Here is a 15,130-nt window from a genome sequence, read left to right on the forward strand (position 1 = left end):
GTTTACCCGCGAAGGGGCCGGAACAGGCGATAACAACACCCGAACCGACCAGCACGCCCTCAGGCTGCTCTTTCGTCTGGATCTGTCAGCGCTTCTGGGTCAGCGCACGGCGCTCGAACTCGACGATGCGCTGGCGGTAGTGCTCGATGGTCTGGGCGGTCAGCACGCTGCGCTGGTCGTCCTTGAGCTCACCGTTCAGTTCATGGGCCAGCTTGCGCGCCGCAGCCACCATCACGTCGAAGGCCTGCTTCGGATGACGCGGGCCCGGCAGGCCGAGGAAGAAGCTCACCGCACGGGTGCTGAAGTGGTCGATGTCGTCCAGGTCGAACACGCCAGGCTTGACAGCGTTGGCCATGGAGAACAGCACTTCGCCGTGACCGGCCATGCTCTCGTGACGGTGGAAGATGTCCATTTCGCCGAAGCGCAGGCCGCTTTCCAGAATGTTCTGCAGCAGCGCCGGGCCCTTGAAGCCGCCCTCGTCGCGGGAGATCACGCTGATCACCAGCACTTCCTCGGCCGGCGGCAGCTCCTTGACGCTGCTGCTGGCAGGCGCCGCACCATTGCTGCGGGTATTTTCCGCGGCAAAGTCGTCATCGCTTTCGGCAAACAGGTCGGGTTCGCGTGGCTCGGCGCTCAGGTTCAGGTCACCCTGCTGCGCATCCGCAGCAGCGGTGGCGCGCTTGCCGCGCTTGTTGGCCTTGGCCGGCTTGGGCTCGCGCTCGCGGTCACGCGCAGAAGCGCTGAGCGACGGCAGGTCGCTTTCGTCCAGCTCAGGCTCCTTGTGGGTATCCAGCACTCGCGACGGGCCAAGCACTTCGGCATTGCCCTCTTCGTCCGGCAGGTTGGAATAACTGCGATCCAGACGGAATTTCAACTTGCCTTTTCCGCCGCGCATGCGGCGCCAGCCGTCGAAAAGAATCCCGGCAATGACAATGATGCCGATGACGATCAGCCACTCGCGCAGACCGATTTCCATGTAATCCCGTGCCTCTATAAAAATATGCTTGAAAACAAAGGGTTCAAAGCCCTTTAACACGTGGCGCCAACTCTATGTTCTGACAGGCGTTTTTACCCACGCAAAAAACGAGTGACATTAAGCTAGCACGACCAAAGACAACTTTACACCGTCTGTCGCACATGGCGGGGGCATTTCACTACAGAATGTGCCCTTGTCGTCCAGCATCAGGCGTCGACCATGGCCATAGCCTCCTCCACGTCGACGGCAACCAGCCGTGAACAGCCCGGTTCATGCATGGTCACCCCCATCAATTGATCCGCCATCTCCATGGCAATCTTGTTATGGGTGATGTAGATGAACTGCACGCTTTCACTCATTTCCTTGACCAGGCGGGCATAACGCCCGACGTTGGCATCGTCCAGCGGCGCGTCGACCTCGTCGAGCATGCAGAACGGTGCGGGGTTCAACTTGAAGATGGCAAACACCAGCGCCAATGCGGTCAGTGCCTTCTCGCCGCCGGACAGCAGATGGATGGTGCTGTTCTTCTTGCCCGGTGGTCGCGCCATGATCGTCACCCCTGTATCGAGTAGATCTTCGCCCGTCAGTTCCAGATAAGCGCTGCCACCACCGAAAACTTTTGGGAAAAGTGCCTGTAATCCGGCATTTATCTGATCAAAGGTATCCTTGAAGCGGTTGCGGGTTTCCTTGTCGATCTTGCGAATGACGTTTTCCAGGGTCTCCAGCGCTTCGACCAGGTCGGCGTCCTGGGCGTCCAGGTAACGCTTGCGCTCGGACTGCTGTTCGTACTCTTCGATGGCCGCCAGGTTGATCGCCCCCAGGCGCTGGATACGCACCTCGAGCTGCTCAAGCTCCTGTTCGGTGCCTTGCTCGCTGGCCTCGGCCTCAAGGGTGGCAAGCACGCCTTGCAGGTCGTAGCCATCGGCCAGCAACTGCTCCTGCAAGGTCTTGCGCCGTACATCCAGGCCTTGGCACTCCAGGCGCAGCTGCTCCAGCTGGCCGCGCAGCAGTTGAGCCTGCTGCTCGGCCTGGGTGCGGCGCTTCTCGGCGTCACGCAGTTCGCGGTCGGCCTCATCCATGTGCAGGCGGGCCTGGCGCATTTCCTCGTCGACGCTCATGCGCCGCTCCAGCAGCTCTTCCAGCTTCAGGCGCAGTTCTTCCTGGGGGGCCTCGCCCTCCTCCAGGTTCAGGCTCAGTTGCTCCTGGCGCTCGGTCAGGCGCGCGGCCTGCTGCTCAAGGCGCTCCAGGGCCTGCCGGGTGGAGTCGTGCTGGGCACGCAGCGAGCCCAGGCGCACAGCCAGCTGGTGGGCGTGATCCTTGTGCTGGCGGGCCTCCTGGCGCACGCGATCGAGGCTTTCGCGCAGGGTGTCGCGGCGGGCCATCAACTGCTCGCGCTGCTCGGTGTCCTGGGCCATCAGCTCCAGGGCCTCCTGCAGCAGCAAGCGGGCTTCGCCCAGTTGCTCATGCTCCAAGGCACGCTGCTCTTCCAGTTCGGCCAGCTCTTCCTGCAGGCGCCGGCGGCGCAACTCGACCTGCTCGGCACGCGCACGGCTGGCCGACAGGCTGGCCTTCAGCTCGCCGTGCAGGCGGTTTTCTTCCTGGGTGCGACGGCGCAGCTGTTCACGCTGTTCTTCCAGCTCCAGCTGCTGCCCACGCAGGGCCTGCAGTTGCTGCTCCGACTGCTCCAGCGCCGCTTCCTGCTCCAGTTGCTCCTGGCCCAGGCGCTCGATCTCCTGGCCGCGTGCCAGCACGCCGCCTTCGGCTTCGCCGCCACGGCGCACCCGCAGGAAATGTCGGCCAACCCAGTAGCCATCGCGACTGACCAGGCTCTGGCCTTCGCCGAGCGACGCGCGCTGTGCCAGCGCCTGGGCCAGGCCTTCCACGGGCTTGACCTGGCCCAGCCAGGGCGCCAGGTCGACACGGCCTTCAACCTTTTCCAGCAGGCTGCCGGGCAGCGACGAGCCAGTACCGCTCGCCACCAGCAAGCGCAACTCGCCCTGCTCCAGGCCGGCAAAATCGAGGTTATTGAAGTCGTCCACCAGCACAGCCTGCAGATCGGCACCGAGCACGGTTTCTACCGCAAGCTCCCAGCCCGGCTCTACCCGCAACCCTTCAGCCAGCCGCGGCTGCTGCTCCAGGCCCTGGCCCTGCAGCCAGTCCGCAGCACCTGCACCCGGCTCCAGGGCAGCCTGCTGCAAGGCTTCGAGCGAGGCCAGGCGGCCGCCCAGGCGTTGCAAGTCGCCCTGTGCCTGCTGTTGGGCCTGGGTGGCCTGTTGCAATTGCTCACGCGCGCCTTCCAGGCGCTCGACCACCTGCTCTTCGGACAGCTGCAACTCTTCCAGCAACATTTCGCTGCTGGCCAGCTGCTCGGCCAGTTCGAGCATGGCCGCATCCTGCGGGTCGCTGCCCAGCAGCTCACGCTCTTCTACCAGCTTGCGCTGGCGCTCGGCCTGGCGCTCCAGGCTGGCTTCCAGCTGCTGCAGGCGCGCCTGCTGCACTTCGGCCTGGCGGCGCGGCTCGGCGGAACGGCTGTTGAAGCTGTCCCACTGCTCCTGCCAGCCGTGCATGCCCAGCTCGGCCTCTTCAAGGGCGGCGGCAGCTTCTTCGGCAGCGGCCAGGGTCATTTCCTGCTCGGGTTCGAGCATGGCCAGCTCTTCGCTCAAGGTAGCCAGCAGGGTACGGTCATGGCCCAGGTGCGATTCGGTCTCCAGGCGCGTGCGCTCGGCCTCCTTGAAGTCATCCTGCAACTGGCGCAGGCGCTGCTGGCCGTGCTGGATGCTCTGCTCGACCCGGGCGATATCACCGGCCACCGAGTAGAAGCGGCCCTGCACCTGGTTGAAGCGCTCGGACAATTCGTGATGGCCATCGCGCAGGCGCTCGATGCTGGCATCGGCATTGCGCTGCTCGGCCACCAGCGCCTCATGGGACACATCCTGGTCGCCGATCACTGCCTCGCGCTGGCGCACCCGCTCGTCCAGGTCGCGCCAGCGCAAGGCCGACAGGCGTGCCTTCAGCTGGCGTTCCTGGGCCTTGTATTCGCGGTACTTCTCGGCCGCCTGGGCCTGGCGGTGCAGGCGCTCCAGCTGGCGCTCCAGCTCTTCGCGCAGGTCGGTCAGGCGCGCCAGGTTTTCCTGGGTGCGGCGGATGCGGTTCTCGGTTTCACGGCGGCGTTCCTTGTACTTGGAAATGCCGGCGGCTTCCTCGATGAAGTTGCGCAGCTCCTCGGGCTTGGCCTCGATCAGCTTGGAGATCATGCCCTGCTCGATGATCGAGTAGCTGCGCGGCCCCAGGCCGGTACCAAGGAAAATGTCGGTGATATCGCGCCGGCGGCACTTGGTACCGTTGAGGTAGTAGCTGTTCTGCCCGTCGCGGGTGACCTTGCGGCGGATCGAGATCTCGGCATAGGCGGCATATTCGCCGACCAGGGTGGTTTCGCTGTTGTCGAACACCAGCTCGATGCTGGCCTGGCTGACCGGCTTGCGGCCACTGGAGCCGTTGAAGATGACATCGGTCATCGACTCGCCGCGCAGGTTCTTTGCCGAACTCTCGCCCATCACCCAGCGCACGGCATCGATGATGTTGGACTTGCCACAGCCGTTGGGGCCGACCACGGCCGCCATGTTGCTGGGGAAGTTGACCGTGGTCGGGTCGACGAACGACTTGAACCCGGCCAGGCGAATGCACTTCAGGCGCATCGGTCAGCCTCGGGCCAACGCCGCCAGCACCAGTTCGCAGCTGCGCTGGCCGTAGGCGGTGAGCACCTCGCGAATGCGCGGCAGGTCACGGGCGACCACTGCGTCGAGCAGGCGGGCGAACAGGTCCAGGTAGTCGATCATGTTGGCCTGGCGCTGGTCCAGCGACAGGTAATAGGCACGGCTCATGGCCGGCTGCAGGTTTTCCACGGTTTCCTGCAGGAACGGGTTGTCGGCGAACGGATAGGCCGCTCGCATGACTGCAAAGCTGTCGGCGACGAAGGCCTTGATGTCCAGCTGGTCATGGGCCCGCTGCAGGCGCTGCTGGATCTCCAGGAACGGGCGCAGGTCGGCATCGGTGCGCCATTTTTGCGCAACCGCGTTACCCAGCAGGATGTAGAACTCACCCATCAGTGCGCACAGGCTGCGCACACTGCGCTCGTCGAGCACGGTCACGTGGGCACCACGGCGCGGCAGGATTGCCACCAGGTGGCGGCGTTCGAGGATCAGCAGCGCTTCGCGCACCGAGCCGCGGCTGACGTTGAGTGCCTGGGTGACCTTCTGCTCCTGGATACGCTCGCCTGGCGCCAGCTCGCCACGGATGATGCGTTCGGCCAGGTAATCGGCAATCTGCTCGGAGAGGCTGTCCGGGGCCTTGAACGTCATGGTTTTCCTTCAAAATCATTGAACTGGGCACAAGTGGCGGATTGTAGCGTACTTGGCCGGTAATCGCGCAGAGGGGCCTGGCGGTTTATTTGACCTGCAAGGCAGTCACGTGCCCGGCGCGATCTATGCTTGGCATATGGCAATGTGAGCCGTTGGGCAGCGGCACGAGCAATTTCCTGACCTTTGAGTCAGAAAATTATTGACCAGCAGGACAGGTCTTGCTTAGAGTCCGCCCAACAACAATAAAACCATTGCGAGGCCATCCCCGTGATCCAGTTTCTCGTCAACCAGGAATTGCGTAGTGAGCATGCCCTGGACCCGAACATGACGGTGCTGCAGTACCTGCGCGAGCACCTGGGCAAACCTGGCACCAAGGAGGGCTGCGCCAGTGGCGACTGCGGCGCCTGCACCGTGGTGGTCGGCGAGCTGACCCAGGACGACCAGGGCAATGACAGCCTGCGCTACCGCAGCCTCAACTCGTGCCTGACCTTCGTTTCGTCGCTGCACGGCAAGCAACTGATCAGCGTCGAGGGCCTCAAGCACCAGGGCCAGCTGCACAGCGTGCAACAGGCCATGGCCGATTGCCATGGCTCGCAGTGCGGCTTCTGTACCCCCGGCTTCGTCATGTCGCTGTTCGCCCTGCAGAAGAACAGCAATGGCCCCGACCTGCACCAGGCCCAGGAAGCCCTGGCCGGCAACCTGTGCCGCTGCACCGGCTACCGGCCGATCCTCGATGCCGCCGAGCAGAGCTGCCGCCAGCCCTGCCGCGACCAGTTCGACGCCCAGCAGGCGCAGACCATCAGCCGCCTCAAGGCCATTGCGCCAACCCAGACCGGCGAGCTCAACAGCGGCGACAAGCGCTGCCTGGTGCCACTGACCGTGGCCGACCTGGCCGACCTGTACAGCTCGCACCCCGAAGCGCGGCTGCTGGCCGGCGGCACCGACCTGGCCCTGGAAGTCACCCAGTTCCACAAGACCTTGCCGGTGATGATCTACGTCGGCCATGTGGCCGAACTCAAGCGCATCGAGAAAACCGCCAGCCACCTGGAAATCGGCGCCGCCACCCCGCTCACCGACTGCTACGGCGCGCTGAACGAGGAATACCCCGACTTCGGTGCCCTGCTGCACCGTTTCGCCTCGCTGCAGATCCGCAACCAGGGCACCCTGGGCGGCAATATCGGCAACGCCTCGCCGATTGGCGACTCACCACCCCTGCTGATTGCCCTGGACGCGCAGATCGTCCTGCGCCAGGGCGAGCGTCAGCGAGTGATGCCACTGGAAGACTACTTCATCGACTACCGCATCACTGCCCGCCAGGACAGCGAGTTCATCGAGAAGATCATCGTGCCGCGCGCCACCAGCGACTGGGCGTTCCGCGCCTATAAGGTGTCCAAGCGACTGGACGATGACATTTCCGCCGTGTGCGGTGCCTTCAACCTCAGCATCGAAGACGGCGTGGTCAGCGGCGTGCGCATTGCCTTCGGCGGCATGGCGGCGATCCCCAAACGGGCCCGTGCCTGCGAAGCGGCGCTGCGCGGCAAGCCATGGAACCAGGCGGCCATCGAGCGCGCCTGCCAGGCCCTGGCCGAAGACTTCACCCCGCTCAGCGACTTCCGCGCCAGCAAGGAATACCGCCTGCTGACCGCGCAGAACCTGCTGCGCAAGTACTTCATCGAACAGCAAACGCCGTACATCGAGACCCGGGTGACCGCTTATGTCTAACCATCACGTAGCCAAGAGCCAGGCCGAGATGGCCGAACTGTTCAGCCAGGACCTGACCACCGGGGTCGGCCGCAGCGTCAAGCACGACAGCGCCGACAAGCATGTGTCCGGCGAGGCGGTGTACATCGACGATCGCCTGGAATTCCCCAACCAGCTGCACGTCTATGCGCGCACCGCCGACCGCGCCCATGCACGCATCCTGCGCATCGACACCACGCCGTGCTATGCCTTCGAGGGCGTGCGCATCGCCATCACCCACGAAGACATTCCCGGCCTCAAGGACATCGGCCCGGTGGTGGCCGGCGACCCGCTGCTGGCCATCGACAAGGTCGAGTTCTTCGGCCAGCCGGTGCTCGCCGTGGCCGCCCGCGACCTCGACACCGCACGCCGTGCGGCCATGGCCGCCATCGTCGAGTATGAAGACCTGGAGCCGGTACTGGATGTGGTAGAGGCGTTCCGCAAGAAGCACTTCGTGCTCGACAGCCACACCCACCAGCGTGGCGATTCCGCTGCTGCCCTGGCCAGTGCCCCACACCGCATCCAGGGTACCCTGCACATCGGTGGCCAGGAGCACTTCTACCTGGAGACGCAGATTTCCTCGGTGATGCCCACCGAAGACGGCGGCATGATCGTCTACTGCTCCACGCAGAACCCCACCGAAGTGCAGAAACTGGTCGCTGAAGTACTCGACGTGCCAATGAACAAGGTGGTGCTGGACATGCGCCGCATGGGTGGTGGTTTTGGCGGCAAGGAAACCCAGGCCGCCAGCCCGGCGTGCCTGTGCGCCGTGGTGGCGCGCCTGACCGGCCAGCCAACCAAGATGCGCCTGCCACGGGTCGAAGACATGACCATGACCGGCAAGCGCCACCCGTTCTACGTCGAGTACGACGTGGGCTTCGACGATGACGGGCGCCTGCACGGCATCAACTTCGACCTGGCCGGCAACTGCGGCTACTCGCCCGACCTGTCCGGTTCGATCGTCGACCGCGCCATGTTCCACTCCGACAACGCCTACTACCTGGGCGATGCCACCGTGCACGGCCACCGCTGCAAGACCAACACCGCCTCCAACACCGCCTACCGCGGCTTCGGCGGGCCACAGGGGATGGTCGCCATCGAGCAGGTGATGGACCACATCGCCCGCCACCTGGGCCGCGACCCACTGGCGGTGCGCAAGGCCAACTATTACGGCAAGACCGAGCGCAACGTCACCCACTACTACCAGACCGTCGAGCACAACATGCTCGAAGAGATGACCGCCGAGCTGGAGGCCAGCAGCGACTACGCCGAGCGCCGCGAGTCGATCCGCCGCTTCAACGCCAACAGCCCGATCCTGAAGAAGGGCCTGGCGCTGACGCCGGTCAAGTTCGGCATTTCGTTCACCGCCACCTTCCTCAACCAGGCCGGTGCGCTGATCCATATCTACACCGACGGCAGCATTCACCTGAACCACGGTGGCACCGAAATGGGCCAGGGCCTGAACACCAAGGTGGCGCAGGTGGTGGCGCAGATCTTCCAGGTCGATTTCAGCCGCATCCAGATCACCGCCACCAATACCGACAAGGTGCCCAACACTTCGCCGACCGCCGCTTCCAGCGGTGCCGACCTGAACGGCAAGGCGGCGCAGAACGCGGCCGAAATCCTCAAGAAGCGCCTGACCGAGTTCGCTGCGCGGCACTATCAGGTGACCGAGGAAGACGTCGAGTTCCGCAACGGTCATGTGCGCGTGCGCGACCAGATCGTCAGCTTCGAGCAGTTGGTGCAGCAGGCCTACTTCGCCCAGGTGTCACTGTCCAGCACCGGTTTCTACCGCACGCCGAAGATCTACTACGACCGCAGCCAGGCGCGCGGCCGGCCGTTCTATTACTTCGCCTTCGGCGCTGCCTGCGTGGAAGTGCTGGTCGACACCCTGACCGGCGAATACAAAATGCTGCGCGCCGACATCCTGCACGATGTGGGTGATTCGCTGAACCCGGCCATCGACATCGGCCAGGTGGAAGGCGGCTTCATCCAGGGCATGGGCTGGCTGACCACCGAAGAGCTGGTGTGGAATGCCAAGGGCAAGCTGATGACCAACGGCCCGGCCAGCTACAAGATCCCGGCAGTGGCCGACATGCCGCTGGATTTGCGGGTAAAGCTGGTGGAGAACCGCAAGAACCCCGAAGACACCGTGTTCCACTCCAAGGCCGTGGGCGAGCCGCCGTTCATGCTCGGCATCGCCGCCTGGTGCGCGATCAAGGACGCCGTGGCCAGCATCGCCGATTACCGCGTGCAGCCACAGGTGGATGCACCGGCGACGCCGGAGCGGGTGTTGTGGGGGTGCGAGCAGATGCGCAAGGCGGTGGCTGCCGCGCAACCTGCCGAGCCGGAACTGGAAACCGTGTCTCACTGACAATGCAGGGCCCTGTGGGAGCGGGTTTACCCGCGAATGCGATAGTGGCTTCACCGCCGCATTCGCGGGTGAAGCCGCTCCCACAGGGATCGCGACGCAACTATAGAGAGGTTGCATCATGCACCAATGGATCAACGCCCTCGCCGACCACCAGTCCCGTGGCGAAGCCTGCGTGCTCGTTACCATCATCGAGGAACGCGGCTCGACCCCGCGCAATGCCGGCTCGAAAATGGTCGTCAGCGCCAGCGGCCTGTTCGACACCATCGGCGGCGGCCACCTGGAATACAAGGCCCTGCACATCGCCCGGCAGATGCTCGAAGAGCACCGCACCACCCCGCACCTGGAACGCTTCAGCCTCGGTGCCAGCCTTGGCCAGTGCTGCGGCGGCGTCACTGTGCTGCTGTTCGAACCCATGGCCGCGGTGCAGGCGCAGATCGCCGTGTTCGGCGCGGGCCATGTCGGCCGCGCTCTGGTACCCTTGCTCGCCGCGCTGCCCTGCCGGGTGCGCTGGATCGATTCGCGCGAGCAGGAGTTCCCTGCCCTGATCCCCGACGGGGTGACCAAGGTGGTCAGCGAGGAGCCGGTCGACGAAGTGGCCGAGCTACCGCCAGGCTGCTATTGCATCGTCATGACCCACAACCACCAGCTCGACCTGGAACTGACTGCCGCCATTCTCAAGCGCAACGACTTCACCTGGTTCGGCCTGATCGGCTCGAAGACCAAACGGGTCAAGTTCGAGCACCGCCTGCGCGAGCGCGGCTACGACGATGCGGTGATGGCGCGCATGCGCTGCCCGATGGGCCTGGCCGAGGTCAAGGGCAAGCTGCCCATCGAGATCGCCGTATCCATCGCCGGTGAAATCATCGCCACCTACAACGCCTGCTTCGGCCAGCACGACGCTGCCGCCAATGCCGGCCCCATTGCCCAGTTGCTGCCGCCCTCCCGGCGCAGCCAAGCCATTTGACGAGTGTGTTATGACCGTTACCCGCAAAGCCTACCGTGCCGCCATCCTGCACAGCATCGCCGACCCGGCCGAGGTGGGCCTGGAGGCTTCCCATGAATATTTCGAGGACGGCCTGCTGGTGGTCGACGATGGCCGCATCCGCGCCGTTGGCCACGCTGCCGAACTGCTGCCGACCCTGGACGCCGATATCCCGGTCGAGCACTACCAGAACGCGCTGATCACCCCGGGCTTCATCGACACTCACATCCATTTCCCGCAGACCGGCATGATCGGCTCCTACGGCGAACAGCTGCTGGACTGGCTGAATACCTACACCTTCCCTTGCGAAAAGCAGTTCGCCGACAAGGATCACGCCGACCAGGTGGCGAAGATCTTCCTCAAGGAACTGCTGCGCAATGGCACCACCACCGCCCTGGTGTTCGGCAGCGTGCACCCGGAATCGGTCAATGCCCTGTTCGAAGAGGCCGAGCGCCTGGACCTGCGCCTGATCGCCGGCAAGGTAATGATGGACCGCAACGCTCCGGACTACCTGACCGACACCGCCGAGTCCGGCTATACCGAAAGCAAGGCACTGATCGAACGCTGGCATGGCAAGGGCCGCCTGCACTATGCAGTCACCCCGCGCTTCGCCCCGACCAGTACGCCTGAACAGCTGGCACTGGCCGGCCAACTGCTCAAGGAGCACCCGGGCGTGTACATGCACACGCACCTGTCGGAAAACCTCAAGGAAATCGATTGGGTCAAGTCGCTGTTCCCTGAGCAGAAGGGGTACCTCGACGTATACGACCACTTCGAGCTGCTGGGCGAGCGCTCGGTGTTCGCCCATGGCGTGCACCTGTGCGATGACGAATGCCAGCGCCTGGCCGAAACCGGCTCGGCCGTGGCCTTCTGCCCCACCTCCAACCTGTTCCTCGGCAGCGGCCTGTTCAACCTGCCCCAGGCCGAGCGCTTCAAGGTCAACGTGGGCCTGGGCACAGACGTTGGCGCCGGCACCAGTTTCTCGCTGCTCAACACCCTGAACGAAGCGTACAAGGTGATGCAACTGCAGGGCGCGCGCCTGCACCCTTACAAGTCACTGTACCTGGCCACCCTCGGCGGCGCCCGCGCGCTGCGCCTGGACGACCGCATCGGCAGCCTGCGCCCGGGTAACGATGCCGACTTCGTGGTGCTGGACTACAAGGCCACACCACTGCTGGACTACCGCATCCAGCAGTCCAACAGCATCGAAGAAACCCTGTTCGTGCTCACCACCCTCGGTGACGACCGCACTGTGCGCGAAACCTACGCCGCAGGGCGTTGCGTGCATCAGCGCTAAGGTTCTTTTGCCAGGCCCCGGTACAGCGCGCCGCCGATTGCAGCACCGATCAGCGGCGCCACCCAGAACAGCCACAGCTGTTGCAGGGCCCAGCCACCGACGAACAAGGCCGGCCCCGTGCTACGCGCGGGGTTGACCGAGGTGTTGGTCACCGGGATCGAAATCAGGTGGATCAGGGTCAGGGCCAGGCCGATGGCGATAGGCGCAAAGCCCGCCGGTGCCCGGGCGTCGGTGGCGCCCATGATCACCACCAGGAACATCGCCGTCATCACCACTTCACTGACAAAACCTGCCCCGAGCGTGTAGCCGCCAGGCGAGTGGTCGGCGTAGCCGTTCGAGGCCAATCCCGAAGACAGCTCGAAACCTGCCTTGCCGCTGGCGATGAGGTAGATCACACCCGCCGCCAGGATGGCGCCGATCACCTGGGCGATCACGTAGGGCAGCAGCTCTTTGGCCGGGAAGCGCCCGCCCACCACCAGCCCGAACGACACGGCGGGGTTGAGGTGGCAGCCGGAGATATGGCCAATGGCGAAGGCCATGGTCAGCACGGTGAGGCCAAAGGCGAAGGCGACACCGAGTACACCGATGCCGACGGGGGAACTGGCGGCGAGTACCGCACTGCCACAGCCACCAAGTACCAGCCAGAAGGTGCCGACCAGTTCGGCCCCCATGCGTTTACCGAGGGACATGCTCATGAATCCTTTCCTCAAGAAGTTGAACGCAACGGACGCGCAAGCCCAACTGCTTGATGAAGGTTTGCTCACAAGAATTTAGCAGACGTTTGGTCAACTGCGAGAGATGGCCGTACTGCTTGTGGGAGCGGGTTTACCCGCGAACAAGGCGACACGGCGCATGGCACCGGCTGCGCCGGTGTTCGCGGGTGAACCCGCTCCCACAACGGCGCACTACTTTCACTTCAGCAAACGATCAACCCTTGGCAGAAACCTTGGGCTTTTTCAGCAGATGCGAGAACACCGCATGCAGATCGTCCGAGGCACTCTCCTCGTCCAGGTTCAGCTTGCTGTCGATGTGGTCCATGTGGTGCATCATCAGGTTCACCGCCTGCTCGGCATCGCGCGCCTCGATGGCATCGATCAACTGCATGTGCTCGTCATACGAGCAATGCGAGCGGTTGCCGCTTTCGTACTGGGCAATGATCAGCGAGGTCTGCGACACCAGGCTGCGCTGGAAGCTGACCAGCGGCGCATTACCTGCGGCCTCGGCCAGCTTGAGGTGGAATTCGCCGGAAAGGCGAATGCCCGCACCGCGGTCGCCACGGGAAAAGCTGTCGCGCTCCTCGCGCACCATCTGCCGCAGCTCGTTGAGCTGCTCGACGGTAGCGTGCTGCACGGCCAGTTCGGTAATGGCCCGTTCGACCATGCGCCGCGAGAAGAACACCTGGCGAGCCTCTTCCACCGTCGGGCTGGCGACCACCGCGCCGCGGTTCGGCCGCAACAGCACCACGCTTTCGTGGGCCAGGCGCGACAAGGCACGGCGGATGATGGTGCGGCTGACGCCGAAGATCTCGCCCAGCGCTTCCTCGCTCAACTTGGTGCCCGGTGCCAGACGCTGCTCGAGGATCGCCTCGAAAATATGCGCGTAGACGATGTCGTCCTGGGTACCACTGCGGCCAGCCTTGCCGGTACGCGCAGGTTTCTTCAGAGGTTGCAGCTGTTCGTTCATGGGCTCTCGAGGCACGAAGGAAAGTATGGCGCCATTGTACACAGGCTGAGCCGTTTCTGCAGGTGGCCTTTTACCTATATAGCCGTTGTACGACGCATTGCGCACACAAAAGATAAAACAGTATTTGCATTCTTTGTACACAAAAGCATAATCCACCGAGCAACTTCTTGACCCACAAGTCAACAAACAGGTCAGACGTCTGCCTTCCCTCGCGGAGCCGCCAAGTGCATTGCGCAGGCCCCCGGCTCCAGAACAACAAGAAAGACTTGAGGAGTACCCGCTGTGGAAAGCCGCAAATCCGAAGCCCCTACGCTGGATCTCGCTCCACCGCTCGAAACGAGCTGGCTGGAGCGGATTTTCAAACTCAAGCAACACGGCAGCACCGTCAGAACCGAAATGATCGCCGGGGTGACCACCTTCATCACCATGGCCTACATCATCTTTGTCAACCCCAACATCATGGCCGACGCTGGCATCGACCACGGTGCCGCCTTTGTCGCCACCTGCATCGCCGCCGCGCTGGGCTGCCTGTTGATGGGCCTGTACGCCAACTGGCCGGTGGGCCTGGCACCGGGCATGGGGCTTAACGCCTTCTTCACCTACACCGTGGTCGGCACCATGGGCTACAACTGGGAAACGGCACTGGGGGCGGTATTCGTCTCGGGCGTGCTGTTCATGTTCCTGACCTTGTCGAAAGTGCGCGAATGGTTGCTCAACAGCATCCCGGTCAGCCTGCGCCATGCCATGGGGGCCGGCGTCGGATTGTTTCTCGGGCTGATCGGCCTGAAGACGGCAGGCATCATCGTCGACAGCCCGGCCACCCTGATCAAGCTGGGCTCGCTGCATGAGCCGGGGCCGCTGCTGGCGGCCGTGTGCTTCCTGCTGATCGCCATCCTCAGCTACAAGCGGGTATTCGGCGCCATCCTGATCAGCATCATCGGCGTCACCCTGGCCGGCTGGGGCCTGGGCCTGGTGAAATTCGGCGGTGTGATGTCGATGCCGCCGAGCCTGGCACCGACCTGGATGGCCATGGACGTGGCCGGCGTGTTCAACGTCAGCATGATCAGCGTGGTGCTGGCGTTCCTGTTCGTGCACATGTTCGACACCGCTGGCACCCTGATGGGCGTGGCCCAGCGGGCCAACCTGGTGGCGCCGGACGGGCGGATTGAAAACCTGTCGCGGGCGTTGAAGGCGGACAGTGCTTCGAGCGTGTTCGGTGCCGTGGTGGGCGTGCCGCCGGTGACCAGCTATGTGGAAAGTGCTGCGGGTGTAGCGGCGGGCGGTCGTACTGGCCTGACTGCAGTGGTGGTCGGCCTGCTGTTCATCGCCGCGATGTTCTTCGCCCCGCTGGCCGGGATGATTCCAGCCTACGCGACGGCCGGCGCGCTTATTTACGTGGCAATGCTGATGATGGGCAGCATGGCGCACATCCACTGGGACGAAGCCACCGACAGCATTCCGGCGATCGTCACAGTGATCATGATGCCGCTGACCTTCTCGGTCGCCGATGGTATTGCCCTGGGCTTCATCAGCTATGTGGCGTTGAAGGCAGGTACCGGCAAGTACAAGGAAATCTCCGCCAGCCTGTGGGTGCTGTGCGCGATCTTCATTGCCAAGTTCGTGTTCCTCTGACCCTCACCGCACCAGACAAGGGCGCTTCGGCGCCCTTTTGTCCTCCTCGGCGCACCTCATTGACCGCGTCAGGCTGATATTTCTGTCA

10 protein-coding genes are annotated in these 15,130 nt (G+C 64.0%); 5 read left to right on the forward strand and 5 right to left on the reverse strand.

The annotated features are described in order from the left end of the window. Positions 1-85 precede the first annotated feature (85 nt). The 3 genes from zipA to M2S36_RS03405 form a co-directional block, all read right to left on the reverse strand. Positions 86-976, reverse strand: coding sequence for a cell division protein ZipA (gene zipA / locus M2S36_RS03395; RefSeq protein WP_063912775.1), 891 nt, complete (start codon positions 974-976; stop codon positions 86-88). A gap of 206 nt (positions 977-1,182) precedes the next feature. Continuing rightward, positions 1,183-4,671, reverse strand: a complete 3,489-nt coding sequence (gene smc / locus M2S36_RS03400) for a chromosome segregation protein SMC (protein WP_333956704.1) — start codon at positions 4,669-4,671, stop codon at positions 1,183-1,185. Between the two features lie 3 nt (positions 4,672-4,674). Beyond that, complete coding sequence (locus M2S36_RS03405) at positions 4,675-5,334, reverse strand: GntR family transcriptional regulator (RefSeq protein WP_063912777.1); 660 nt, start codon at positions 5,332-5,334, stop codon at positions 4,675-4,677. Positions 5,335-5,601: 267 nt separating this feature from the next. Here M2S36_RS03405 and xdhA point away from each other — a divergent pair, with 267 nt between their 5' ends. The 4 genes from xdhA (at position 5,602) to guaD (ending at position 11,727) form a co-directional block, all read left to right on the forward strand. Beyond that, complete coding sequence (gene xdhA, locus M2S36_RS03410) at positions 5,602-7,056, forward strand: xanthine dehydrogenase small subunit (RefSeq protein ID WP_207829995.1); 1,455 nt, start codon at positions 5,602-5,604, stop codon at positions 7,054-7,056. Beyond that, positions 7,049-9,448 carry a xanthine dehydrogenase molybdopterin binding subunit gene (gene xdhB / locus M2S36_RS03415; RefSeq protein ID WP_207829993.1) on the forward strand — a complete coding sequence of 800 codons (2,400 nt, stop codon included), beginning with the start codon at positions 7,049-7,051 and terminating at the stop codon, positions 9,446-9,448. The genes xdhA and xdhB overlap by 8 nt, the downstream gene beginning before the upstream one ends. A 118-nt stretch (positions 9,449-9,566) precedes the next feature. Beyond that, positions 9,567-10,412 carry a xanthine dehydrogenase accessory protein XdhC gene (xdhC, locus tag M2S36_RS03420; RefSeq protein ID WP_063912780.1) on the forward strand — a complete coding sequence of 282 codons (846 nt, stop codon included), beginning with the start codon at positions 9,567-9,569 and terminating at the stop codon, positions 10,410-10,412. Positions 10,413-10,422: 10 nt separating this feature from the next. Beyond that, a complete protein-coding gene (gene guaD / locus M2S36_RS03425) occupies positions 10,423-11,727 on the forward strand; it encodes a guanine deaminase (protein ID WP_233686982.1) in 1,305 nt (434 codons plus the stop codon). On the opposite strand, the gene aqpZ is transcribed toward guaD, so the two are convergent. Beyond that, a complete protein-coding gene (aqpZ, locus tag M2S36_RS03430; protein ID WP_063912782.1) occupies positions 11,724-12,422 on the reverse strand; it encodes an aquaporin Z in 699 nt (232 codons plus the stop codon). The genes guaD and aqpZ overlap by 4 nt on opposite strands. Positions 12,423-12,654: 232 nt before the next feature. Then, a complete protein-coding gene (locus M2S36_RS03435) occupies positions 12,655-13,410 on the reverse strand; it encodes a GntR family transcriptional regulator (protein WP_333956705.1) in 756 nt (251 codons plus the stop codon). A 282-nt stretch (positions 13,411-13,692) separates the two neighbouring features. On the opposite strand from M2S36_RS03435, the gene M2S36_RS03440 reads away from it, so the two are divergent. Next, entirely contained in the window at positions 13,693-15,042 is a 1,350-nt protein-coding gene (locus M2S36_RS03440; RefSeq protein WP_207829987.1) for an NCS2 family permease, read from the forward strand. Positions 15,043-15,130 lie beyond the last annotated feature (88 nt).

Source organism: Pseudomonas sp. SF2 (genome assembly GCF_036858055.1).
GTDB lineage: Bacteria > Pseudomonadota > Gammaproteobacteria > Pseudomonadales > Pseudomonadaceae > Aquipseudomonas.

Excerpts from the sequence above, each read along its gene's own strand:
- guaD (WP_233686982.1), top strand. The coding sequence starts at position 10,423 with ATGACCGTTACCCGCAAAGCCTACCGTGCCGCCATCCTGCACAGCATC.
- xdhB (WP_207829993.1), top strand. The coding sequence starts at position 7,049 with ATGTCTAACCATCACGTAGCCAAGAGCCAGGCCGAGATGGCCGAACTG.
- aqpZ (WP_063912782.1), bottom strand. The coding sequence starts at position 12,422 with ATGAGCATGTCCCTCGGTAAACGCATGGGGGCCGAACTGGTCGGCACC.
- zipA (WP_063912775.1), bottom strand. The coding sequence starts at position 976 with ATGGAAATCGGTCTGCGCGAGTGGCTGATCGTCATCGGCATCATTGTC.
- M2S36_RS03435 (WP_333956705.1), bottom strand. The coding sequence starts at position 13,410 with ATGAACGAACAGCTGCAACCTCTGAAGAAACCTGCGCGTACCGGCAAG.
- xdhC (WP_063912780.1), top strand. The coding sequence starts at position 9,567 with ATGCACCAATGGATCAACGCCCTCGCCGACCACCAGTCCCGTGGCGAA.
- M2S36_RS03405 (WP_063912777.1), bottom strand. The coding sequence starts at position 5,334 with ATGACGTTCAAGGCCCCGGACAGCCTCTCCGAGCAGATTGCCGATTAC.
- smc (WP_333956704.1), bottom strand. The coding sequence starts at position 4,671 with ATGCGCCTGAAGTGCATTCGCCTGGCCGGGTTCAAGTCGTTCGTCGAC.